The organism is Cupriavidus pauculus (assembly GCF_002858765.1).
In the GTDB taxonomy this organism is placed as follows: Bacteria; Pseudomonadota; Gammaproteobacteria; order Burkholderiales; family Burkholderiaceae; genus Cupriavidus; species Cupriavidus pauculus_B.
This window is the reverse complement of sequence record NZ_PJRP01000004.1, coordinates 131,313-155,424: the sequence shown is the minus strand read 5'-3', so window position 1 is coordinate 155,424 and position 24,112 is coordinate 131,313. Positions and strand designations below refer to the sequence as shown.

The following is a 24,112-nucleotide window of genomic DNA, read 5'->3' as shown; positions in this document are numbered from 1 at the left end:
ATGAAATATGTGTCAGGCGGCGGGCCTGGCCGCCGCGTCGGGGGTCAATTGCCGTTGCCGCAAGGCGGCATCGAAGCGTTCGATACGGGCTTGGGTATATGCTGGACGTTGTTGCACACGTTGCCACCAATCTGCGACCCTCGGTGCGGCGTCGACCGCGACCGCCTCGGGTATCAGTTCGGCGATCCGCGCAATGAATGGCGTAGCGGCGATATCGGCCAGCGAATAGCGTGCCCCGAACAGCCACGGTGCCGCGCCGAGCATCGCCTCCATTTTCGGTATCAACGCGAGCAACGCCTGGCGCGCTGCGCCCTTTTCCGCGTCCGAATAGGGCTCCCGCGCGATACGGCGCCAGGCCTCGCGCCGCTCGGGCGTTGGGATGCGCGCAAGTTTCTCGGCCAGGTCTGCATCGTTCCATTGCGACGCCACCGGCTGCAACGCGATGCTCCAGTTCAGCACCAACAGATTTGGTAGCAGCTTTTCGTCGGTCCAACGAATGAAGTTGCGCATCGTGGCGCGCGCGAACGGGTCATCGGGTCGGAGCGACGGCGCGGGCGAGATATCGTCCAGATACTCGCAGATCGTGGCGCTTTCATAAAGGAACCGGCCGTCGTCGAGCACCAGCGCCGGCACCACGCCGTTTGGGTTCATGCTCAGAAACGCTGGGGAATGATGCTCCTGCGCCGCCATGTCGACAGGCACGCTCTCATAGTCGATGCCCTTTTCCGCCAGGCACAGGCGCACGCGGCGCGAAGCACTCGACAACCAGCCATGGAACAGTTTCATGGGGCGGGCTCCAGTCAGGGAATCAGCACAGTCGCGCCCGTCGTGGCCCGACCTTCGAGCATCCGATGCGCCTGGCGTACGTCGGCCAGCGCAAACGTTTGACCGACTTCCAGTTTCAGGCTGCCAGCCTCCACCGCCGCAAATAGCACACTTGCCGCGCTGCGCAGCGACGCTGCATCGGCAATGAAAGTGCGCAGCGTGGGGCGGCACACGATCAACGACCGGGCGTGCAGCAGTTGCAGATCGAACGCCTGCACGTCACCTGACGCCGTGCCGTAGTTGATCGCCATGCCGCATGGCTTCAGGCACTGCAACGACGGCACGAACACGTCCTTGCCGACCGCATCGTAGACCACAGACACGCCACCGCCTTGCGTCAGGGCCAGGACGTCCGCCACGAAGTCGGCCTTGCGATAGTTGATGACATGGTTGCAGCCGTTGCGCAGGGCTACGGCGCGCTTGGCCTCACTACCCACGGTGCCGATCACCGTCGCGCCCAGCGCGCGCGCCCATTGCGACAGCAGCACCCCCATCCCGCCAGCGGCAGCATGCACCAATACCACGTCGCCAGGCCGCACCACATACAACCGGCGCAGCAAGTACTCGGCAGTCAGGCCGCGTAACAGCGTCGCGCCGGCCACCTGCTCGGTGATTGTTGCAGGCAACGGCACGACGCGATCGGCCGGTACGTTGCGTGTCACTTGGTACGCGCCTGGGTGCAAGTACGCCACGCGCTGGCCGATAGCCAGACCCACCACGTCCTCCCCGACTGCCGTCACGACGCCTGCGCCAACAGAACCGAGCGTGATCGGAAACGGCGCGGCCGCATGCGGGCCATGCGCACCATTGCGCTGGTAGATATCCGCGAAGTTCAGGCCGATCGCCGATTGTCGGATCTGCACTTCCGAGCGTCCAGGCGGCGCAATCGGCACCTCATCAAGGTCGAGAACGTCAGCATTGCCGTGTTTATTTATACGAATCGCAATTGTATGCATACGTTCCAGTGTCTCCAGTTCGGACGGAAATCTCAAAATTTCACGCAATTTACCGCTGCGAGGGCGTAATAAGTCGATGAAGCGTAACCCATACCCCGCTGTACCGCATCATGGTAAATCCGTATACGTATATTTATACACACTATTCGTATACTTTCGCATCAACAGAGGCAGGGAACACACATGACGCAAGACGCACCGTTGGCTGGCTACACCGTTCTGGACCTCTCCATTGCACGCGCGGGCCCCGTCGCCGTCCGGCTCCTTGCAGACTGGGGCGCCGACGTCATTCGCATCGAACCGCCGCCGCCCCGCGATCGGGGATCTGTTACCGGGCGCCGGCGTGGATCGGATGAACAGAATCTACATCGCAATAAGCGCAGCCTCTGCCTGGACTTAAAGACGCCAGAGGGCGCCGAAATCTTGGCCACGCTAGTGCGCAAGGCCGATGTCGTGGTGGAGAATTTCCGGTCCGTCGTCAAGGAGCGGCTCGGTCTGACCTATGATCGCCTGAGCGCCTTGAACCCTCGCGTGGTCCTTGCCAGCATCTCCGGCTTCGGTCAGGACGGTCCCTATTGCGAGCGCCCCGGGCTCGACCAGATCGTGCAGGGCATGTGCGGGCTCAGTTCGGTGACCGGGGTGCCTGGCGACGGCCCATTGCGCGTGGGCATCGCCATCTCGGACACCACGGCCGGAATGTTTTTGGGGCAAGGCATTCTGCTGGCCCTGCTGCAGCGCGAACGTACCGGGCGCGGCCAATGGGTACACACGTCGCTGATCGAGGCGATGCTCAACAAGCTCGACTTCCAAGGCGCACGCTATACGGTCGAGGGCGTGGTCCCCACGCAGCAAGGCAACGCTCATCCGACGCTTGCGCCGATGGGCACCTACCGGTGTCGTGACGGTGTGGTCAATATCGCCGCCAGCACTGACCGTATGTGGATGAACTTTTGCCAGGCGCTTGGCGCCGACGCGCTGGCTGCTGATACCTCGTTGCACAGCGCGGCGGGACGCAACAGCCAACGCGAGCACCTTGACGCGGCGATCAATGCGTGCACCGCCGGGTTCACCGCCGCCGAATTGACCGACAGGCTCAACGCGGCCGGCGTGCCATGTGGCCCTGTCTTCGATATCGGCCAGGCCTTTGAAGATGAGCAGGTGAAGCACCTTCGCATGACGCGACCCGCCGAGCATCCCGTGCTGGGTTCGTTGGACCTACTGCGCTCGCCCATCAACCTGTCGGCCGCACCGCACCCGGAGCGGTTCGGCAGCGCCGCGCCCGATCCCGGCGCCCATACCGACGTCATTCTGCGCGACCTGGGCTACGACGACGCCCACATCGCGATGCTGCGCGACGCCAATATTGCTGCGTGATTGGAGACCAGCGGCGGGCAGCGTCGCAGGACACAAACACACAACGACAACACGGAGACAACCGATGCACCCTCGATGCCCGCGCGCCTTGCGCGCGCTCGCTGCGGCCAGCCTGACGCTTTCGCTCGCCCAGCCCACGCTTGCGGCCGACGACTATCCGAACCGCCCCATTCGTATGCTGGTCGGCTACACCCCTGCAGGGGCAGCCGACTACGTGGCGCGCATTTTCGGGGAGGCATTGTCCAAGCAACTCGGCCAAACGATCGTCGTGGACAACAAGCCCGGCGCGGGCAGCACACTCGCGTCGGCCGCGCTGGCCAGCGCCCCGGCGGACGGCTATACGCTGGCCCTTGCCACAGCCACGTTGTATGGCATCGACCAGCGGCTATACAAGGCACGCTACAAGAGTCAGGACTTCACGCCAATCACACGCTTGACGGTGTCGCCGTTGATCCTCGCGGTCAACAAGAACCTCGGGGTTGCGGACATCAAGGCACTCGTCACGAAGGCCAAGGCCGAACCCGGCAAGTTCAACTACTCATCGTCGGGGATTGGCGGTTCGCCGCATGTAGCGGGTCTGCTGTTCGAGAAGGCCACGGGTGTGCACATGACCCACGTGCCCTATAAGGGCGGTGCGCCGGCCTTGCAGGCCGTAGCTGCCGGCGAAGTGCAGATGTCGTTCGGCACGGCCGCGTCGGTGTTGCCGATGGGCTCGCAAGGTATCGTGAAGATGATCGGCGTGACCACGCCTAAGCCGTCGGAAGTCGCACCTGGCCTGCCATCGCTGGCAGAAACGGGGCTGCCCGGATTCAACTTCACGTTCTGGTTCGGTCTGTACGGCCCCGCCGGACTGCCTCCGGAAATCCGTGACCGGATCTTCGCCGCCGCCCGCAAAGCCATGGCGGATCCGCAAATCCGTGCGAAGCTGGCCGCCAACGGCAGCGAAGTATCGCTTTCGGAATCGCCAACGGAGTTTGGCGCATGGGCCGCCGCCGATGGCCGCAGTGCGCTGGAACGCATCGTGCAAGCTGGCGTAAAGCTCGATTAGGGCTCTGGTAATGGGCGGGGCGCCCCCCCGCCCCGTCCCGGCGCAGATCAGCGCCGCGTCCGGGCACGCCCGGCGTCGCCTGGCATTGAAGCAATCATGTCGGCGTAGACGTCGCCGCCCGTGGCAATGTGGCGCACCATGGCGGCGCCGGCATCGTCCTCACTGCCGCGCAAGATCGCTTCGAGCACTTGCTCATGCTCCGCAAGCGAGGCGCGAATGCGAGCCGGCTTCTCAAACCGCAGGTCACGCATGCCCCGCATCCGGGCGCGCATCGTACGGATCTGGCGCGACAGAATATCGTTGCAACTCGCTTCGTAGATAGCCTGATGGAAGGCGTCATTGGCCTTGCGATAGGCATCGCCGTCGGCCTGCTCAGCCGCCGCACGGCACGCGTCCTGAGCAGACTGAATCGCCTTGCGTTGCTGGACCGAGATCCGGCGAGCCGCCAGGCGCGCCGCCAGCGCTTCGAGTTGCACCAGGATCTCGCTCATGGCCACATACTCGCGCAGCGAGATTGATGCCACGATGGCCCCCTGACGTGGCACTAGGTCCACCAGCCCGGCCGATTCGAGCTGGATGAGGGCTTCACGCACTGGTGTGCGCGATACATTGAAGCGCGTCAGCAACTGCTGTTCTTCCAGTTGCGTGCCACTGGGCAGCTTCCCGCTCAGAATGTCTTGCTCGATTGCAGCACGGATCGTATCGGACAAGCTCTTCTTTTCATCGGGCATGAAAACACAGGGAACGCGAAGTGGAGATGTCGCGATTTTACTCCTGCCGGCGCATTCGTATGCACAATCACGCGCTATGTGCACAAAAGCGACGCCGCTCCGTCCGTGTGACCAACAGCCTTGAAGCTGTGTCGCGGTCGATGACCAACTTAAGTGCCTGCCACGACGTCTGTCATGGCGCGCCTCATTGCGCGCTTTCGGGAGTCGTGACGCGGGAGCCCTCGCAAAATGCTGGCGATGGAATCAACACCTCGGGTGGGGGACGAAGAGAACGCCTGCCCTGCTCCTCAGTACGCGGCGTCTGGCTGGTAGCGACTCACTTCGATGCCCGATCCCACGGCGAGTTGAACGCTCGTGATCCCGGGCTTGCTTCGTACAGCGCGCCAATGACGGACAATATCTGCGCTCCCAGGCCGGATCATCTTTCGTCCGCCCCCTTGTCTCAGGGTCTCGTCAGGTGTGCCCCACTTCCGAGCGAGGCATTCAGAGAGGACCGTGACGTGGCGGGATGAAACTGCTCTCGGGGATAGGTTTCCTCAGTAGAATCATTGGCCTGGCTGAGCCGGACGCCAATTTCCCCAGATACGCGATATCGTTGAGTGAGAAGAGCATGACAGTCAAGCGAATGGACAACGTCCTGATCGTTGTTGACGATCTCGAAGCGGTGAAGGATTTCTTTATCGAGTTGGGCCTAGAGCTTGAGGGCGAAACGACGGTTGAAGGCCCTTCTGTAGGGAGCCTCATAGGGCTTGGAGACGTCCGAGCGACCCTCGCGATGCTGCGGACTCCTGATGGACAGCGAATTGAGCTGGACAAGTTCCACATACCAAATCCAGTCAGGTTTGGACCCGTGGACGCCCCAGTGAACACTCTGGGACTTCGCCGCATCATGTTCGCCGTCGATGACATCGATACTGTCGTTGCCCGGATGCAGGCCCATGGCGCGGAACTCATTGGCCAGATGCAATACGAGAAATCGTACCGGCTCGCCTATATTCGTGGACCCGAAGGCATCATCGTCGGGCTTGCCGAGCAACTTGCATAGGGGCGCTTCGCTCTCGCGCCCGGCGATGACGTTCGTTATTGCGATGCGCCGACCACCTTCCGATACACTAGCGCGGACAGGGCAACGTCCACCAGTCCGACGCCAACCGACTTGTACACCGTGATGCCCGGCGGATGACCGGCAGCGCCGGCCAACATCACGCCAAGCTCCTCGACGTGATTCCAGTCGACGATGCTGGGCGCAGCCAGCAACAGGTCTCCGGCCTCCTTGCGCGCCTGCTCCTTGTGCTCGACGATGATGCGCGCCGCGCGCTGGAGCGTGGTGTCATCAATCTCCCGGGATTGCGGTTTGCTTGACCCGATGGCGGCAACCAGCGCATTGGGCTTCAGCAGGTTGCCATCGAACAGCGGCGTCGTGCTGCGCGTGCAGGTGACGATGACGTCGGCTTGCGGCACCGCTTCGTCGGCACTGCCCGCCAGGAATTCGACATCCCGATGTGCGGCTCTGAGCGCCGTCATCAGCGTGCTGTCGCTGCCCCGGCTCACAATGAACACGCGCCGGAACACGCCCAGTTCCAGCAGCGTGGCAATATGGGCCTTTGCTTGTATACCAGTACCAAAGACCGTCAGGGTCCGGGCATCGAGTGGCATCTGGTGTTCCACCACCACGCGCGTGGTGGCCGCGGTGCGGAATTCCGTCAGCGCGTTGCCTTGCACCGTGCCCAGAAAGTGGCCGTCGTCGGCATCGAACAGCACCACCACAAAATCAAACTGTCCGGCATTGGTCGAATACACCTTAGCCCCACAGGCACCGGCGTTGGGCACGATGCCACCCATGGCACTGAGCGTCAGGTGATCAAGGTTGATACGTGTACGCTGCAGCGATATGGCACGCTGCTGCGCTGCAGCCACGAAGGCTTCACGCACTGCGGCAGCACTTTCGCTCATCGTCAGGACTTGACGGACCTGCTCGTCGGAGATCATCTTCATAATGGATGCCAGCTGCTGCGATCGCACAGCGCTGCGCCGGGACGGATAAGAAAGTCGGATTCTTTCCCATGCCCGCGCAAACGTCTAATGCGTTTTCATAGCACCGTATAGCCTTCGGCTATATACCACCACCCTTCACGCCAATATTCGCACCAGCATCGAGCAGGATCTTCCCGACCGTGCCGCAACGCATTGATGCGTTCTGCCTTGCAGCGTGGTTCAGCCCTTAAAAACCGATGAATACGGAAGCCAAGACGGTACGTGGATCAGCTTGAGCCAATCCACCGTAGGCGTCGACCGCTACCCATCCCGGCCGGTTCAGTACATTTCGGATGCCGATGCGCAAAGTCGTGGGGTATGGGCCCCTATGCAGGCGATAGCGCACCGCAAGGTCCCAACGGGTCCAAGACGGGATTCGTTGTGTGTTGGCCGCGTCCACATATTGCGCTCCCGTGTACACCAGACTGCTGGATAAGGTCAGGCCAGGAATCCAGCGTACATCCCACTCCCCTCCGAGATTGGCTTGCCAGGACGGTACGCCGATGGGCACTTTGCCAGAAAACTCGGAACTCTCGGAAATCCTGGCGTCGATCCACATTGCACTTGCACTCACCCTAACACCAGGGACAATCTCATCACGCACCCCGAACTCAAGCCCTCGATTGCGCTGTTCGCCGTCAGCGGTGAAGCGCGTCCCGGTCATCACGCCACTGATTTTGCTTATCTGAAACGCACTGAGACTAGCAGCGATTGCGCCGCTGGTGAGCTTCACGCCGACTTCATACTGGGTCGAGCGATATGGGGCGAGCACCTCGCCTGCGTTGATGGCGCTGGTCGGCGCAGTTTCCCCTTTACTTAGCCCCTCGAAACGATTCGCGTAGAGCGACACAGTGTGGCTCGGCCTGAACACAATGCCTAGCATGGGAGACACGGCTCCCTTGTCGTAGTGGGCGACAACGGCGCCATCCGGGTTGAAATTGTCGGACCGTATCCGCTGATATCGCAGCCCTGCTGTGAAAGCCAAGGAATCATCCATCATAGTGACAGCGTCCACCATCGACAGTCCTGAAAGGTACGTCGCAGACACCTTGGGGACGGTGGCTGGCTCGGGAATTGACTGTGGCGGCAACTCCACGGGTTGGTAGAGATTGGTAATCGACGTGACTGAGGAATTCACCAAGCCTCGATTAAGCTGATCTTTATAGCCGCTCACAGACAAGGACACGCGGTGATTCACTGGCCCGGTACCGAAATCCCACCGCGCGCCAACTTCCGCGCTCGATCGCGCGACTTCGAACCGGTAGTTAGTATCGAATACCGAGACATCCCCAGCTTCATTGATGATGGTGGGCGAAATGGCAAAAACACGCGCCACGCGTGTACGGCCGCCACCAACGTGCGCGAACAACTGTATGCGCTCATCCATCTCGTAGGCCACGCGCGCGAGAACCGAACCGTCGTTGATTCTCGAGGTCTCCCAGGGCTGCGAAATGTTCCGATGCCCATCGGGCGCTTCCGGCACGGCTATTCCAGGGACGATGTGTACCAGCCGGAATGGCGCAGATATCGTCTCGTGCTGGCCGATGATGTCCAGGGTCGTCTGTAGACGCCTACCGCGATAGTCCAGCGACAATGCGCCGGAACCGGCATTACGATGCTGATTATCCAGCCCCGTATCTCCAACCCGATATCCTCCATTAAATCGCACACCAAATGCGCGATCGCCGCCGAATCGCCGGCTCACGTCCAATGACGTGCCAACCTGCGCGACAGAGCCGTAGTCCATGCCGAGCTCGGTGAGGTCCTCGGCGTTCGCCCGCTTCGGCACAATATTGATGGCGCCACCGATACTGCCACCCGGCGACATGCCATACAGCAGCGTGGTTGGGCCCTTGACTAGCTCAATTCTCTCGACATACCCCGTCGCAACGCGGTAGTTCGAGGCGATGCCGTAGACACCGTCGAATGCCATTTCGCCGAAGTTTCCATTGCTATACGGAAACCCCCGGATCGTGAATGCGTCGAGAATGCCACCAGGCTTGCTGACGGACCGCACCGACGCGTCGTTTTCAACGACATCGGCCACGCTGTACGCCTGGCTGTCCTTGATAGCACGAGCATCGAAGCTTCTCGTGCTCGCCGGGGCGTCTATGCCATCCACTTGCCCCAGGATGCCAAGGTTCGTAGACTCAAACGGTTTGTTTGTGTCAGTCGCGCGGAGGTTTCGGCTGGCACGCCCAGTAACCGTCACCATCGGCAGTGTCGAGGGTACCTCCGCACGATCCCCGGCGTTCGACCGGTGGCGGATAAGGTAGCCGCCGTCGCGCAAATCCACTACCTGGTATTCAGTGCCATCGAGCAGCTTGCGTATCCCTTCAAGTACCGAATAGCGCCCCGTCAATCCGGCGCTTTGAAGCCTCTGCAATGCATTGGCATCCAAAACAAGGTCGATCTTCGATTCCGTCGCAAACTGTATGAGCACCTTATCGAGCGGCCCGGGTTGAATCGAGTATTGGCGCTCCTCAGTCACCACCCCTTGCATCGGGGCGGCGGCAGGGCAATCCTGAGCGCCCATGGCAATGGCCATCGCGGTAACGATCCACGTCAAGACCCAGCGATGGCTCATCGGCATGGAACCTGCATCAGAAATCGACGGTCACGGAGCCAAGGAAAGTACGGGGCGCACCTTGCGAAATCGTGCTGTACGACGCGACGCCACCCCAGTAGTTCTTGTCGAAGGCATTGATCACCGTGGCACGGAACGTGGTGGCCCTGCCGGCCACCTTGGTCCGATAGCGCGCGCCGAAATCGAACGTCGTCCACGACGGTACCGACTGCGTGTTGGCCTGGTTGACGTAGATGCGGTTCGTGTAGTTAACCGCACTGGTCAGCGTCAAACCCTGGAGCCAGGGCAGATCCCATTCGGCGCCAAGGTTGGCCATGATGCTGGGTACCCCAACTGGCCGATTGCCTTGGGTCGTGGCACTATTAGTCTTCGTCAGCTTGCCGTCAATCCACGTCACACCACCCAGCAGGCGAACGCGACGGACGACTTCACCGGAAACGGTCAGCTCCAGGCCCTGGTTACGCTGCTCGCTATCGACGGCGTAGACAGTGCCAAACAGTTGACCACTCGGTTTGGTCATGCGGAACGCCGCAAGCGTTGCCATGACGGAACCGGAATCGACCTTCACGCCGACTTCCTGTTGCTTCGTCTTGTACGGCGAGAAGACCTGGCCGGCATTGGATGCAGTGGCCGGGGCGATGTCCCCCTTGCTCAGTCCTTCGACGTAGTTGGCATAGAAGGACACGTTGCGCCATGGCTTGAAGACAATGCCTGCCAGCGGTGTGACTGCGCTCTCATCATAAGACGACGATTTTGCGCCGGTCGCAGTGTTGTAGTTGTTCGACTCCACCTGCTGATAACGCAGGCCAAGGGTAAGCGCCACGCGGTCATCCAGAGCGCTCAAGGTGTCCACCAGTGCCGCGCCCGACAGGGTCGAGTCTGATACCTTCGGCACGTACTTTGGCGCTGCGATTGACTGCTCGGGTCGAACGACCGGATTGTAGATATTCGACTGGACGGGCGTGCCCGAAACGTTCGCGTTGGCAATGCGATCCGAGTAGAAGTTGCCTTGCAGCGCAAGCGTGTGCTTGACAGGCCCCGTATCAAATTTCGCACGCACGCCTGTGTCGAACGACATCCGATTGACCTGGAATCTCCAATTCTGCACCGCCGTCGTCGTATCGCCAGCTGCGTTGACAATTGTCGGCGTCTGGTCAGAAAGACGTGATACGTCCGAACGAGTTCCGCCCGCGTCGGCATAGACGGTTACGTTGTCAGTAACGTCATACTCGACGCGCAACAGCGTTGAAACGTCATTGGACTTCCACCAGCCCCACGGCTGCGTGATGTTACGCCTGCCGTCCGGTGCCGTGGGCACATTGATGCCGGCCGCAACCAGGAACGGACGCGTCGGAGCGTCGATCCACTGATATTGCTCAATCAAGTCGAGCGACGCCCGCAGACGGTCACCACGATAATCCAGCGAGACAGCCGCCACCTCACTGCGCGACGTCTGGTTGTCCAGCGGCGTTCCGCCCTGCCGGTGCAGGCCGTTGAAGCGAACGCCCCACTCCTTGTCCTTTCCCCAACGACGGCTCAGATCCACGCCGCCGCCGACCTGCGCGTCCGAGCCGTAGTCGAGCGTGAAGCGGCTCAGGTCGGTGTTACCTGCCCGTTTGGGCACCACGTTGACCACGCCGCCGACCCCACTATTGGGCGACATGCCGTAGAGCAGCGCAGCAGGCCCCTTGAGCACTTCCACACGTTCAATGTATTCCGGAAACAGGTGGTAATTCGGCGAAACCCCGTACACCCCATCGAATGCAATTTCCGACAGGTTCCCTTCGTTGATCGGAAAACCGCGAATCATGAAGGAATCGGTGACGCCACCAGTCTGGCCGGTGAACCGAATCGACGGGTCAGCGTTCAACACATCTGCCAACGTCACGGCCTGCTGGTCTTCAATTCGCTGGGAGGTATAGCTGCTCGTGGAAAACGGCGAATCCATGTTGCTGCGATTCCCAAGCATCCCGAGGCGACCTCCGCGGGCAGTCTGGCCACCCGCATAAGCCGCAGGTAGATCGGTCGCATTGACAGCCGCTGCGCTCACTGTGACAGTAGGAAGTGTTGCATCCGAAGCCGGCTCCGGAGACGTCTGCGCGGCAGCGTCAAATGACAAGGCTCCAGAGCCCACGGCCAGGCACAGCATGGCCTGGTACAGCGAGGCAGTGACAGGCTTGAGCGGCAAGCGGCATGCAGTACTGGGGCTGAAGTCGGATGGCTGGTGGCGAGATTGCGGCATGGTTCTCAAATGTCCAAGGCAGGTTGAAGGGTGTTCCTACAATCCAAGCCGAACAGCCACGTCGAATCCCCTCAATTTATGTGGAACAAATTTGTAACAGAACCATCGCGCCTCCCCTACCCTTTCGGAATCACCCGTATCCAGTAGCGACTGAAATACGAGATACGAATCGGCAAAACCTTCTCCAGGAAGCGCAAAGTGCGATCCGTGTCATCGATTCTGTACGCTCCGGAGATCGTCAGATTCGCTATGGCAGGATCGCAATCGATGCGCCCACGTCGATATCGCCCCAGTTCCGCCAGAACGTCGGCCAGTCGCATATTGGTGCCTGACAACAATCCGTTCGCCCAGCTATCCGGCGACAGAGTCGTGTCGGCATCCTGGGAGCTCGCCCTCTGCGATATCGTCCAAGTCGTCCCGGCACTGGCGACGGACGCGGCATCACCGTTTCCAGCGTGCAAAGCGACAGCGCCTTCCTGGACGCTAACGCGGGCGAAGTTGTCGTCGAGTCGAACGGTGAACCGCGTTCCGAGCGCGCGCATCGTCCCGAAAGACGTACGTACCCGGAATGGTCTGTGAATAGCACGCTGCTCAAAATGATCATCGTGACCCGTAGTCACGAGAATTTCCCCGCGGCGGAGAATGACATCGCGACGCTCAGCATCAAACCGAATATCGACTGCCGAATCGGTATTGAGCACAACAACCGTGCCGTCATCCAGCAACAGCTTGCGCTGCTCGCCGACCGAGGTGCTGATTTGCGCGAGCCAACGCTGCCATGGCGTATAGCGGTATCCCGTCGACAGCCCAAGCACCGACACACCGCCCAATGCCAAAACCTTGAGCGCTTGCCTACGCCCTGCCCGCCGCCGCCCGCGTATGGCATCGGCAGTGCGCAAGGTCTCCAGCGCGAGTGGTACAGGCACCTTGGGAAATCCGTCGCGTAGTGACTGAATACGCTGCCAAGCCAGCTTGTGCCGTGGATCTGCGCTCTCCCAGCGCAGAAACCGTCGGCGCGTTTCTTCAGTCGGTTCGTTGAAAAGCAAACGAACCGCCCAATCGATGGCCTCATTGACAATCTCGGACGGCAAATCGTCGCGCAAACTTGGCATCTCGACTGACTATTCCCTGCCGAATCGCAGTTCGTAGCATTGCCGCAGCGCCTGGCCGATGTATCGTTCGACAGTGGCCAATGACATGCCAATACGTTCGGCAATCTGTGGGCAGGTCAGCCCGTCGAGTTGGGCTAGCAAGAAGGCTGTCCGGACCCTAGGCTTCAATGTATCGAGCATACGATCGATTTCCATCAGCGTCTGAAGGAAGTGCAGTCGGCTCTCGGGCGAAGGAGCAAGCGCCTCAGGAAGATGAGCAAGCGTTTCCAGCCATGCCTGCTCCAATTCCCGCCGCCGCCAGAAATCGATAACCAGTCCGTTAGCGATGGTGCCCAGGTACGTTCGTGGCTCGCGTATTTCCACAACCTTTCGGTGAAGCAGGCGGACGAACACATCTTGGGCCAAGTCTGCCGCATCGTAGACGTTCCCGATTTTGCGCAGCAGCCAACCTTGCAGCCAATCGTGGTGACGGCTATATAAAGCGTCCACGTGCGAATGTGTACCCGGGTCGATTGTCGTCACGGTAGGGCAACCGCGACCCAACGGCGATTCGGAACCAGGTATTTGTAGCTGACAATCGCCATTTCAGATATCAAAGCAACTAGCGATACTCACCACACCACAGGCATGCCGATACCGCCACTTCAAACTTGAATCTCTAAATGTAACTGATTCTCACTTACAAAGAAAGCCCGGCGATGCAAGCGCGCAACAGTCGCCAGACTGCGTTTTTTGAAAATTCTCGCCACGGCGAGCATGGTCTTTAAGGGCCAAGGCGCAAGCCCGGATGAATACGCTTTGAAGGATTGGTATCGGAAACATCGCCCCTGATCGGCCACCCGGGCAAATCGAAAGGGCCGCCATTGTGGCGGCCCACCCCCTGCAGAACTGATGCCCTGGCGCGGCCGACTTCTTTGTACGTCTGTCGGATATGTGCGCTTATTCACTTACTGCATTGAAGGGATAAGTCCGCGAAAGGGGTGCTGGGATGTTGCGATTTTCCGCTGGAAGATTGTCTGCGGCAACGGAAGGGTCGCCGCCTACATCTTCCCCTAGCCGAAAGGCGTCGGCAGTCCGGTGTTGTTTTCGTTTTCGCGCCTCTTGGTAGGCAGCGAAACCTGCTCCGACAACCGTTGCTGCGATATACGTGACGACTGGCAACGCGAGGCGAAGTACTTTTCCGTTGAACATGGTCGGCTCCTGCATGCGCCCGCAACATCGAGAATTCCTAGCTGCGGCATCCCTAGCGCAGCATGGAATATGCCACCTTGGGGGAGGCAGGATTCCCAGTGCGGCCACCGTCATCATCGGCATCTGCGACACCGAAAACAGGGCCGATACGTAACTGGAAGATGGCGGAGCCATGCCGCCGACCGCTTTGAGGTGCCGCCCGCTTCTACAACCGTGGAAAAAAGTAGCACACAGCATGCGAACGACGGAATGTGGACGGGCGATCTGCTCTTCAGCGGTATCTATCCATTTGCAGACCACCCCAATACAGCCAGCGAGGTCGGTGAATTAGAGGTGCATGCCGCCAGATACCTCGATCCGTTCGCCAGTCATCCAACCCATATTCGACGACAGCAGGGCAGCCACGGCGCCTCCAATATCGTCGGGCTGGCCAACACGGCCCAACGCGGTGACACTGGCCACTGCGGCATTGATCTGCGGATTGTCGCGCACCACGCCGTTTCCGAAGTCGGTGGCGATGGCCCCGGGAGCGAGCGTGTTCACCCGGATGCCGCGTGAAGCCAGTTCGCTTGCCAGGTATCGTGACAACACCTCGACACCGCCTTTCATCGTCGCGTAGGTAGCCTTACCCGGTGCACAGAAGCGAGCCAGGCCGCTCGAAACATTGAGGATCCGGCCACCATCGGCCAGCAAAGGCACCAGCGCTTGGGTCAGGAAGAACACCCCCTTCAGATGGATGTTCATCAGGTTGTCGAACTCCGCCTCGGTGGTCTCCATGAACGGTACGTTCGAGCCATTGCCTGCGTTATTGATCAAAGCGTGGAAGCCATCGCACTCGAAGTCGCGCGCCAACGTGACCTGCAGGGCCTGCGCAAATCCTCGGAAAGTATCACTCTTGCCGGTATCGAGCTGCAGGGCGACAGCCTTACGGCCAGTCTGCCGTACCGCCTCCACCGTCTCGAGAGCAGCATCCACCCGCTCGGCATAGGTAATCACGACATCCCAGCCATGAGCGGCCAGGTGTAGGGCGGCGGACTTGCCGAGGCCGCGGCTGCCACCGGTAATCAGGGCGATGCGTCGGGCAGGAGAGGACGATACGTTCATTGCTAGCTCCGGAATAGTTGGAAAAACGGTCGAGTCCAGCTACTCTACTGGTCGACCTATCCCGGATAAATCCCTAAAATTTGACATAACTGGTCGATTATTTCGACCAATACCATGCAGACTGCTCTTCCCTCTACTGCCGACCTACGGGTGTTCGTGCTCGTCGCCCAGTTAGCCAGCTTCACGCAGACCGCGCTGCGGCTTCAGGTTCCGCGGTCCACCGTCTCCACCTCGATCCTACGGCTCGAAAAGCAGCTCGGCGCCCGGCTACTCCAGCGAACAACACGGAGCGTGGTGCTGACAAGGGAGGGAGAGGAACTGCTCGGACGCAGCGAGCGGTTGCTGGACGACTTTGAGGAATTGGCGCAACTGTTCAGCACCCACAACCAGCCATTGCAGGGGTTGCTGCGTGTGGACATGCCCCTGGGCATGGCGACCGGCGTGGTCATGGCGACGTTGCCAACGTTCATGGAGAACCATCCCGCGCTGCAAATCGAGGTGTCGAGCACCGACCGCCGTGTCGATGTAGTTGCCGACGGGTTCGACTGCGTTGTGCGCGCAGGCAGCGTGGTGGACGAAACCTTGGCGTGCCGGCCTCTTGGACAATTGCCTCTCGTCAACGTTGCCAGCCGCGAGTACGCGCAGGCTCACGGAACGCCGGAAAGCCTTGCAGGCCTCGACGAACATTGGCTCGTCAACTACATGCCCAACCCGTCGAACACGCCAGTTGGCTTCGAATACTGGGATGGTGTCAAAGTTGTCAGCGTCCCCATGAAGCATCGGGTGACGGTCAACAACAGTGCCGCGTACAGCGCCGCATGTCGAGCCGGTTTCGGGGTTGCGCAAATTCCCAAGGCGACTGCCACGCCAGATCTGCGCTCCGGCGTGCTAGTCGAAGTGATGAAGCAATATCCACCCGCACCCATGCCAATCAACCTGCTTTATCCGCATCGCCGCAACGTTCCCGCACGCGTGCGCAAGTTTGGCGATTGGCTGAGCGAGGTGCTGAGGGCGACCATCGCCTGAGGCGCATGGACGAGCGCGGCGCGCCGCCACCTGGACGGGGCGCCTTGGGAAGGCGTAGTCCATGCCTCGAACCGCAGACAAGCGAACCTCTTCAAGCTATGGCGCTCGCGGAGCTGGCCGCTGATCTCGTACCGTGTTGGGCGCAGGATAGACTTCGTCGCCACGGGTAAATGACTCACGCGGCGGTGGCGGCGTCGCGGTGGTATCCCGGGGAACGCCCTCGCATCCCACCATCGCCGTGGCAAGTAGGGCAACGACTAGGCCAGTCGTCATACTGCGAAACAACGCGCGGCCAGTGCGCGTTCTCGGTGTGTCGGGCATGGAGGGATTCCCAGAACAAGTACTTCAAGCATAGGTGGCTTTGGCAGGCTTGCAAAAATAGAAAAGAAGCCGGTCGGTAATACCGCCCGGCTTTCCCTATCCACCCTCGAACACGCCCCTATTGTCCGATGACAATGTCATCGGTTTGAGCAACCCTTCGCGCCAGCACCGCCTCCTCTAGCATCTCGAGGCGGTCCTGTCCCCAGAACAATTCTCCGTCGAAGACGTAGGAGGGTGACCCGAAAACACCCACACCGATTGCCTCCTCGGTGTAGCGTTGGTAGAGCTTCTCCGATTCGTTGGCGTGGGCCAACTCCATCACGCCGGTTCCTGCCAAGCCCAGACGATCCAGGATCGTCTGCAAGGTTTCTTCGGACGAGATATCGAGGTCCTCACACCACTCTGCGCGAAGGATTGCCTTATAGAGTTCAAGGACAGGCAATCCTAATCTATCGGCGGCGATCACGACACGGGAGGCGAGACCCGCGTCCGGGCACATGTACTTGGGGCTCGGGTTCAGATCAATCCTGAGCTTCCTGCACCACCGGTTCAACTCGACAATCCGGTATTGCTGCCGCTCAGGTGCACGCTGTCCCAGCAGCACGCCTCCGGTACGCTTATACACCTCTGGAAGATTGACTGGCTTATGTCGGATTTCCACACCCGTGCGACGCGCCAGTGCATCCAGCCTATCAGCGCCGAGATACGCCCAGTCAGAATTGAGCCAAAAATAATATTCGATATACGCGCTGTCGCTCATACACGCTTACCCTTCGCCATCGAAACGGCGGGCGTTACCACGTTGACATCACGCATGAGTGCCGTACTGACAAAGGCAATCACCGCCAGTGCACCGAGGTACCAGACGATGTAAGAAGGGTCACCCCCACCATAGTTCAGTAACGACGTTGCTACAATTGGCGCCAATCCACCGCCGATCGCACCGGAAACCTGCACGCCGATCGAAATACCGCTATAGCGGACCTCCGGCGGGAACTGAGCGGAGAACAGGCTGCCTTCGGGTCCGTACAGACAGGCGTAGACCACGCCGACCGCCACTGCGATGGCAATCGTCACGTTCTTCGGATCTAAAGTCTGCAGCAAAGCGAAGAACTGCGGCGCGAATACCAAGATCCCCACCGTGCCCGCCATGAAGACCCACTTGAAGCTGAATCGGTCAGCCAAGAACCCACATAGCGGCATCGTGAACAGCGCTGCGGCAGCGCCCCAGACCGTGGCATCGAGCATGACTGTCTTGGGAATGCCGAGCGTGCCTGTGGCGTATGCCAGGGCAAAGGTCACAACGGTGTAGAACCACGTGACTTCGGCCAGGCGACCACCGATGACGGTCAGGACTTGACGAGGGTACTGGCGCAACACAACCAGTGCCGGCATGTCCACCTTCTCGCCAGACTTTCGCATCTGCTCGAAGTCGGGCGACTCCTGCACCTTGGCGCGGATGAACCAACCCACTGCAAGCAAGACCACGCTAGCGAGGAACGGCACGCGCCAGCCCCAAGTCAGCATGTCTTGCTCCGGCAGGGTGGCCACCATCCCCATCGCCAAAGAAGAAAGGATCAGACCTGGAGCGACGCCTGCCTGCGGCAGGCTGCCAAAGAATCCCTTCTTACCTTCCGGTGCGTGTTCCACAGCCATCAGCACGGCACCGCCCCACTCACCACCCACCGCCACACCCTGCAGGAAGCGAAGCAGTACAAGGCCGACAGCAGCCCAGTAGCCGATGCTCTCATAGGAAGGGATGAGGCCGATGAGAATAGTCGGAATGCCCATCATGAACAGCGTAATGAGCAGCATGGCTTTCCGGCCGACCCGATCGCCGAAGTGACCAAACACGACGCCACCCAAGGGACGGGCGAAGAAACCGACTGAGTACGTAGCAAACGCCGCCAATGTGCCGGTCAGCGGATCGAACGAAGGAAAGAAAATCTTGTTAAAAATGAGGGCGGCAGCCGTGCCGTAGAGGAAGAAATCGTACCATTCGATCGTCGTACCCATCATGCTGGCGAGACCAGCCGTGATGTAGTGACGACGCGAACGCGTGCTGTTGTTTGTGTTCATCGCCATGTCTCCGTTTTGTCTCACGCGTACGACGCACGCGTCATGCCTTCACGTAGGGCGCGATGCCGTGCGTCTGGCGGGCCCAATAGGAAAACGTGGTGTTGACGATGGACGGCTTCAGTAAATAATCGTGCGCTTCCTTCGCGAGGTCTTCGTTGACCGGTGTGAGGGGACCGAAAGCTTGCGCCCGAATCTGCATGCGAGCGGCGCGCTCAAGATAGACGGACAGATAAGTCGCTTCTTCACATGTCTGGCCTGCGGTCAAATATCCGTGATGCGCGAGGATAATTGCCCGTTTGTCGCCAAGAGCCTCCGAGATAACGACGCCTTCCTGGTCGGCAATGGGAACGCCTGGCCAATCCCCAAGAAACGCGCAGTCGTTGTGCAGGGGCGTCATGTCCATCTGAGCAATCACGAGCGGCTGTCGCGCAGCTGCAAGCGCACTCGCCCACGGAGAATGGGTATGAATAATGGAATTGACGTCTGGCCGGGCGTCATAGACCCACAGGTGAAAACGCGTGGCAGGATTCGCCATGCCTTCCCCAGTCAGCGTGTTCAGATCCCGATCGACCTCGATAAAGTCGGCAGGTGTCGCCTCGTCAAAACCCAGCCCGAATCGAAGGGTCCAGTAAGCGCCAGGTCGTTCCGAGCGAACACTGATCTGGCCCGCCAGACCGGCCTCCTGTTCTGTCATAGCCAAAATGCGGCACGCATAGGCCATGGTTTCTCGGGTGGTCCGCGACTGGTTCCGCAGATGCATCGCCATGTCGCTGGTGGCGCGCTGGTCAAAATACGATTTGTCTCTCAAGGGGGCGTTCATACGGGTTCTCTCCGGGGTTTCCCTTGACCAATGGTCCAAAGGATTGAGAGCCAGTATGGGATTTGGGCCGCCGACGAGCTACGGAGCCGGCGTCATAGCAGCTATTTCAGCGCGTCACGTGTCCATCGACTTTGCGACTTGTAGCGCACGCGACAGCAATGCCTCCGCAAGCGGAAATGAGTGCCGTTCCGGATGCGTCACCGCCACCATGCGCCGTCTGAGCAAAGGTGTACGGATCAAGACCTTGCATAAGCCGTATTCGGCGAGCAGTTTTTCCGGCAAGCGACTGGGGAGGATACAGGAGCCGACACCGGTCGATACGAGCTTCAGGATGGCGTCCACGGTCTCGGCTTCCGCAACATACGTCGCTTTCAGACCAGCGCCGTCAAGCATCCGCCGAAGTGCATACCCTTGAGGAAATGTGACCAGGCGAAGCTCGCGATCGCCCAGATCAATGCCCGGGCCGATAGCAACATGAGAAACGTCGCCCCGCTCCACCAGGCACATCGTATCCTCAAAAAGAGGATGCACTGCAAGTGCGGCCGTATCGACAGCCGTGTCGTAGGTCACGCCCAGGTCCGCCTTGCCGCTCTCCACCAAAGCAACGACCTCCGGAGAGCTTCGGCCCATCATCGAGAGATTGACACCAGGATGCGCGCTGACAAAACTTGCGACCACATCGCCGATGAAGTAGTAGCTAACGGTGTGAACTAGCGCGAGCCGGACCGTCCCTTCTGTATGGCCATGCGCTTCGCGAATCAAGTCCACGGCTTGGTCGATGGCACGATACGGGCCTTCGATGGCCTCCTGCAGCTTTTGCCCGGCTTCCGTCAACGCAACGCCACGTCCGGTACGCGTAAACAACGCCTTGCCCATGTGGGCCTCCAGCGCGGCCAGCTGCTTACTCACGCCCGATTGCGTTTGTTCAAGGTCGTCAGCGGCCTTCGACAACGACTTGAGCGAAGCGATACGCAGGAAACTGCGCAGCAAGCGATCTGGTGTTTCCATGCTGAGGGCGAATGTAGTTTTGCTGCAATTCTGCATGCGGTTCGACGTCGACCGCAACACTTTCGCGGAGCCGCCTCGCCACCATACGCGATACCCGTCCACCACACGCCGTTGAGTCGCAACAAGAATCAGGCCAGCCAGGCCAGCCATACCTGTAACTAGCCGGGCGTGCCCCCCCCTATTTGTCACACCAACTAGCGTATTCCCCAACGCTTCGAGGCGGCTCGGCCTACAACGAGCCTGACTTGGTGCCAGCGTCCGACGGTACCCGTAGGGCCCCGGCTGTACGGCAAACAGAATCCCGTCGCGGCGCTTCACCGTAAATGGCGCCACGACGCCATCACCGACCACCAAGCCATAGCGCCCGCCGTCTCCATCCACTGCCCTGAATAGACATTTGACAATAGACCACTGGTCTTTTAATATAGGACCAATGGTCCGATATATGCATGAACTGCCCTCGCGTGGGGATGCGGTCCATGGCTAGCGGTTTTAGACGTCGGTTGCGCCGCAGCGCCACGCATGCACACGTTGTGGAATTTCAACTCTCGGGAAAACTCAGATGAGCAAACACAAAACTTGGCTGATCACCGGAAGTTCACGCGGCCTCGGGCGCAAAATTGCCGAAGGCGTCCTGCAGGCAGGAGAGAATCTCGTTGCAACAGCGCGAAACACGAGCCAACTGGACGACCTTCTTTCGGCGTATGGGCCGAGGATCAAGGTGCTTGCACTCGATGTCACCGACGTGGACGGTGCGCGACACGCGGTCGCAGAGACTGTTGCGACCTTCGGCCGGCTTGACGTGCTAGTCAACAACGCCGGATATGCTGACGTCGCGGCCATCGAAGACATGCCCGACAACGTGTTTCGGGCACAAATCGATGCAAACTTCTATGGCGTTGTGAATCTTACGCGCGCGGCACTTCCTGTCATGCGCGCCCAGCGGGCGGGCCACGTTATCCAAGTATCGTCTGTCGGCGGACGAGTTGGCGGTGCAGGCCTGGGTGCATATCAGGCTGCTAAGTGGGCGGTCGGAGGATTCTCTGAAGTTCTCGCCAAAGAGGTGGCATCCTTTGGCATCAAGATTACCGTCGCCGAACCAGGCGGCATGCGAACGGAATGGGCGGGTTCTTCCATGGCAGTACCCGAGATCAGCGATGCCTACAAGCCGGTCATTGAGCCAGTTGTCGATCGTCTACGTTTGGCGGATGGCCACCAACCTGGAGACCCCGCGCGAGTTGCTCAGGTCCTAATCGATATCGCAGCAATGGATGACCCGCCATTGCGCCTTCTCTTGGGCGGTGATGCTGTCACTGTTGCCAGGATGATGTCCGAGAGACTGGCCGCATCCGATGAGAAATGGCGGACAATCAGCGAGTCAATCTCCTTCCCGGTATAGTTCTGGGCCGAAAGACGGGACGCCGCCCTGAACCGTCGCCAGCCAACGTGCGACGGTTGAAGGCACTGAGAATGCAATGACGACCAAGATCAACCCAGGATTCCAACGAGCCCGGACAGACCAGCAGAGGGAAGTACGAAGGGCAATCATTCTCGACACAGCCCGAGAACTTCTCGACACACTCTCGGTCCGCGAAATCAGCCTCAGGGAGCTTAGTCGCAAGGTAGATTTGTCCAAGGCCAACGTGATCCGTTATTTCGAGACGCGCGAGGCGGTGTTTTTCACGTTGCTTAACCGGACACTCGAGGATTGGCTCGCAGATCTACCCGCGGAACTAACTGCAGACCTTCCAGACGATCGCGTTGAACTTGCATCGCTTGCCAGGGCGCTTGCGAGATCGATCGCAAACCGGCCGATCATCTGCAAACTCTGGAGCGCACTCGGTGGCGAACTGGAAAGTAATCTTTCGACCGAAGCCGTACGCGCTTTCAAGCTCGAACACGCTGAGCGCCAGTCTCAACTGGCAAAGATCCTCCGTGAATTCGTGCCGCAAATCAGCAGCGAGAGCGCCCGGGATTTTGCGTCCATGTTCGTCGTCTTGGTCGCAGGACTCTGGCCCTTTGCAAACCCCTCGGCGTCCGTCCAGCAAGCGCTACTGGATCCGGCACTCGCTGCGGCCCGGGTGGACTTCGTGGCGCGACTCTCCCATTTCCTTAGTATCTCGCTGGCAGGAATTGCTGCATCAGACGCTCAGCCCGACACCAAATGGCGATAAGTCTTGCCATCACCAACATCGATCGATAGCGGGACGCCGTCTTGCACCCATCGACATCCGGGGCAGCCGTCGTGCGTGGCGTGCGTACCGCCCTGAGTTACCAAGAAACGGATGTGGCTCCGGTCTTGAACGACCACGACAAGCTCACCGGCTTGCCAGCTCGTAGCCCGGAGAATGTCGCGCTATAGGTTTCGCGCGCAGCCAGCGGCGCCACTGGCAACAGGAACGCTGCGTTGTTCCGAATGTAGGCGTCCGCAACGCCAATCGAGCCATTCGCCTTCGCGCTATGGGACACGAGGACCCTTGCCGGCACCTCCGTTCCATTACCGTTCACCAGCTTGAATGCAATGACCGATAACACCTCGGCGGAGGCGCCGTTTGCGTAGACCATAAGCGGTCTGCCGGGATGTTCGATATCGGGTGCGGGATGCGGCGACTCTCCGGCGAAATTGAATCCGACCTGGACGTCCCTGTCGCCACTACTTGGCACAGTAATGAACTTTCCGGCATCGAAATGCTGACCACCACCATAGGGAACGCCGTTGGGCGCTGGATATGGCTGCGCGTCAGTGCGCGTACCGAAGTCGAGGACGCATAGGTTCAAACCCAATGCCCCGCGCGCGCTGAATCCGATGCCGACCGACTCTTGATTCGTCACAAGGGATTGAAGATGGTAGACCGTGTGAAGCCATTGTTCGAAACAGCGCTGACCAATTTCGCTGTCGTTAGGCCCCCGCGCCGCTCCGACGACCTCGCCAACCCACTGGTCCGTGGGCGCGCCAGCTTTGCGCCCGCGCAGTAGCGGGCTGACATCGTAAAAATCCGGATTCTCGGCTGATTCATCATGCTGAGCGACGTTATTGCTGCTGAGATAGATCGCATGAGCCTGCGCCGCCCTGTCGAGCCACGCATCCTGTGCCAGCAGGCCAACGCCGAGTTGGGCGCGCAGCCCGTTGATGGCTTTGTAAAGTGTCAGATGCCCCGATCCCCTCGCGTAGGTCGGCTCTGCAACGCTCATGAGAGGCCCGAGAACCGCCGGCGCGGACGGAGGGTGGGAGGGCGTTGGCGCTTCACTGATACCGGCAGCGGCCCCAGCGGCGTCGGCCCAGACAGCGGCCACGACGAACGCCGCCCAATACAACGCTTTGTTCTTCATTCCTCTTCGCGTTTCGCCCAAGTAACGGGAGTGACGTCCATAACTAACGACCACCCGCGGCGATAACTTGATAGGCTCAAGCGAATTGAGGCTGCACATCAGGCAGAGCTGATTAGAACTCGCGAGCCTATAGAAAGCCGGCGCACCCCGCTCTCATAGCGGTGCAGCAGCGAAGACCACGCTTCGAAATCGCGGTTTCGGGCAGGTCACGCGTATGCCACTAACACGCAAAAACACGCTTGTTATACCGAGACGACGAAGCAAGCAGTAGCTTCCCTCGTCGTTTCTGCTGGATCGCTTCTAACTTCGCTGCGCCTTTCTTCT

21 protein-coding genes are annotated in these 24,112 nt (G+C 60.1%); 6 read left to right on the top strand and 15 right to left on the bottom strand.

Annotated elements, in window-relative coordinates:
* Positions 1–12: 12 nt before the first annotated feature.
* Entirely contained in the window at positions 13–786 is a 774-nt protein-coding gene (locus tag CYJ10_RS11745) for a glutathione S-transferase family protein (RefSeq protein ID WP_101681685.1), read from the bottom strand.
* A gap of 14 nt (positions 787–800) precedes the next feature.
* Positions 801–1,781, bottom strand: coding sequence for a quinone oxidoreductase family protein (locus CYJ10_RS11740; RefSeq protein ID WP_101681684.1), 981 nt, complete (start codon positions 1,779–1,781; stop codon positions 801–803).
* Positions 1,782–1,964: 183 nt separating this feature from the next.
* Here CYJ10_RS11740 and CYJ10_RS11735 point away from each other — a divergent pair, with 183 nt between their 5' ends.
* Together CYJ10_RS11735 and CYJ10_RS11730 are read left to right on the top strand one after the other, a co-directional pair.
* Positions 1,965–3,155, top strand: coding sequence for a CaiB/BaiF CoA transferase family protein (locus CYJ10_RS11735; RefSeq protein ID WP_101681683.1), 1,191 nt, complete (start codon positions 1,965–1,967; stop codon positions 3,153–3,155).
* 64 nt (positions 3,156–3,219) lie between these two features.
* The gene (locus tag CYJ10_RS11730) at positions 3,220–4,203 is read left to right on the top strand and encodes a Bug family tripartite tricarboxylate transporter substrate binding protein (protein WP_101681682.1); all 984 of its coding nucleotides are present in this window, start codon (positions 3,220–3,222) and stop codon (positions 4,201–4,203) included.
* Positions 4,204–4,250: 47 nt separating this feature from the next.
* Here the strand turns inward: CYJ10_RS11730 and CYJ10_RS11725 are convergent, their stop codons facing one another.
* Complete coding sequence (locus tag CYJ10_RS11725) at positions 4,251–4,934, bottom strand: GntR family transcriptional regulator (protein ID WP_101681681.1); 684 nt, start codon at positions 4,932–4,934, stop codon at positions 4,251–4,253.
* Positions 4,935–5,544: 610 nt separating this feature from the next.
* On the opposite strand from CYJ10_RS11725, the gene CYJ10_RS11720 reads away from it, so the two are divergent.
* The gene (locus CYJ10_RS11720; RefSeq protein WP_101681845.1) at positions 5,545–5,979 is read left to right on the top strand and encodes a VOC family protein; all 435 of its coding nucleotides are present in this window, start codon (positions 5,545–5,547) and stop codon (positions 5,977–5,979) included.
* Between the two features lie 35 nt (positions 5,980–6,014).
* Here the strand turns inward: CYJ10_RS11720 and CYJ10_RS11715 are convergent, their stop codons facing one another.
* The 7 genes from CYJ10_RS11715 to CYJ10_RS11690 all read right to left on the bottom strand — a co-directional run bounded on the left by CYJ10_RS11715 (position 6,015) and on the right by CYJ10_RS11690 (position 15,204).
* Positions 6,015–6,929 (bottom strand): ornithine cyclodeaminase family protein, encoded by a 915-nt coding sequence (locus CYJ10_RS11715; protein ID WP_101681680.1) that lies wholly within the window; start codon positions 6,927–6,929, stop codon positions 6,015–6,017.
* Between the two features lie 226 nt (positions 6,930–7,155).
* Positions 7,156–9,561: a TonB-dependent receptor gene (locus CYJ10_RS11710; RefSeq protein WP_101681679.1), complete on the bottom strand. Its 2,406-nt coding sequence runs from the start codon at positions 9,559–9,561 to the stop codon at positions 7,156–7,158.
* A 10-nt stretch (positions 9,562–9,571) separates the two neighbouring features.
* A complete protein-coding gene (locus CYJ10_RS11705; RefSeq protein WP_374703256.1) occupies positions 9,572–11,797 on the bottom strand; it encodes a TonB-dependent receptor in 2,226 nt (741 codons plus the stop codon).
* Positions 11,798–11,913: 116 nt separating this feature from the next.
* Positions 11,914–12,909 carry a FecR domain-containing protein gene (locus CYJ10_RS11700; protein ID WP_101681678.1) on the bottom strand — a complete coding sequence of 332 codons (996 nt, stop codon included), beginning with the start codon at positions 12,907–12,909 and terminating at the stop codon, positions 11,914–11,916.
* 9 nt (positions 12,910–12,918) lie between these two features.
* Positions 12,919–13,422: a sigma-70 family RNA polymerase sigma factor gene (locus CYJ10_RS11695; RefSeq protein ID WP_101681843.1), complete on the bottom strand. Its 504-nt coding sequence runs from the start codon at positions 13,420–13,422 to the stop codon at positions 12,919–12,921.
* Positions 13,423–13,848: 426 nt separating this feature from the next.
* Complete coding sequence (locus CYJ10_RS33710; protein ID WP_146002023.1) at positions 13,849–14,100, bottom strand: hypothetical protein; 252 nt, start codon at positions 14,098–14,100, stop codon at positions 13,849–13,851.
* Between the two features lie 327 nt (positions 14,101–14,427).
* Positions 14,428–15,204 carry an SDR family NAD(P)-dependent oxidoreductase gene (locus tag CYJ10_RS11690; protein ID WP_101681677.1) on the bottom strand — a complete coding sequence of 259 codons (777 nt, stop codon included), beginning with the start codon at positions 15,202–15,204 and terminating at the stop codon, positions 14,428–14,430.
* A gap of 114 nt (positions 15,205–15,318) precedes the next feature.
* Between CYJ10_RS11690 and CYJ10_RS11685 the strand changes: the two genes are divergently transcribed.
* A complete protein-coding gene (locus CYJ10_RS11685) occupies positions 15,319–16,230 on the top strand; it encodes a LysR family transcriptional regulator (RefSeq protein WP_101681676.1) in 912 nt (303 codons plus the stop codon).
* A gap of 439 nt (positions 16,231–16,669) precedes the next feature.
* Here the strand turns inward: CYJ10_RS11685 and CYJ10_RS11680 are convergent, their stop codons facing one another.
* From CYJ10_RS11680 to CYJ10_RS11665, 4 genes are all read right to left on the bottom strand, one after another.
* Complete coding sequence (locus CYJ10_RS11680; RefSeq protein WP_101681675.1) at positions 16,670–17,311, bottom strand: 2-hydroxychromene-2-carboxylate isomerase; 642 nt, start codon at positions 17,309–17,311, stop codon at positions 16,670–16,672.
* A complete protein-coding gene (locus CYJ10_RS11675) occupies positions 17,308–18,636 on the bottom strand; it encodes an MFS transporter (RefSeq protein ID WP_101681674.1) in 1,329 nt (442 codons plus the stop codon). Before CYJ10_RS11675 ends, CYJ10_RS11680 begins: the two co-directional genes overlap by 4 nt.
* 34 nt (positions 18,637–18,670) lie before the next feature.
* Positions 18,671–19,450, bottom strand: a complete 780-nt coding sequence (locus tag CYJ10_RS11670) for an aldolase (protein WP_101681673.1) — start codon at positions 19,448–19,450, stop codon at positions 18,671–18,673.
* Positions 19,451–19,564: 114 nt separating this feature from the next.
* Complete coding sequence (locus CYJ10_RS11665) at positions 19,565–20,458, bottom strand: LysR family transcriptional regulator (RefSeq protein ID WP_101681672.1); 894 nt, start codon at positions 20,456–20,458, stop codon at positions 19,565–19,567.
* A gap of 562 nt (positions 20,459–21,020) precedes the next feature.
* On the opposite strand from CYJ10_RS11665, the gene CYJ10_RS11660 reads away from it, so the two are divergent.
* Together CYJ10_RS11660 and CYJ10_RS11655 are read left to right on the top strand one after the other, a co-directional pair.
* The gene (locus CYJ10_RS11660; protein ID WP_101681671.1) at positions 21,021–21,857 is read left to right on the top strand and encodes an SDR family NAD(P)-dependent oxidoreductase; all 837 of its coding nucleotides are present in this window, start codon (positions 21,021–21,023) and stop codon (positions 21,855–21,857) included.
* A gap of 76 nt (positions 21,858–21,933) precedes the next feature.
* Positions 21,934–22,632, top strand: coding sequence for a TetR/AcrR family transcriptional regulator (locus CYJ10_RS11655; protein WP_101681670.1), 699 nt, complete (start codon positions 21,934–21,936; stop codon positions 22,630–22,632).
* Between the two features lie 97 nt (positions 22,633–22,729).
* Here the strand turns inward: CYJ10_RS11655 and CYJ10_RS11650 are convergent, their stop codons facing one another.
* Positions 22,730–23,788, bottom strand: coding sequence for a CAP domain-containing protein (locus tag CYJ10_RS11650; protein ID WP_101681669.1), 1,059 nt, complete (start codon positions 23,786–23,788; stop codon positions 22,730–22,732).
* Between the last annotated feature and the right edge of the window lie 324 nt (positions 23,789–24,112).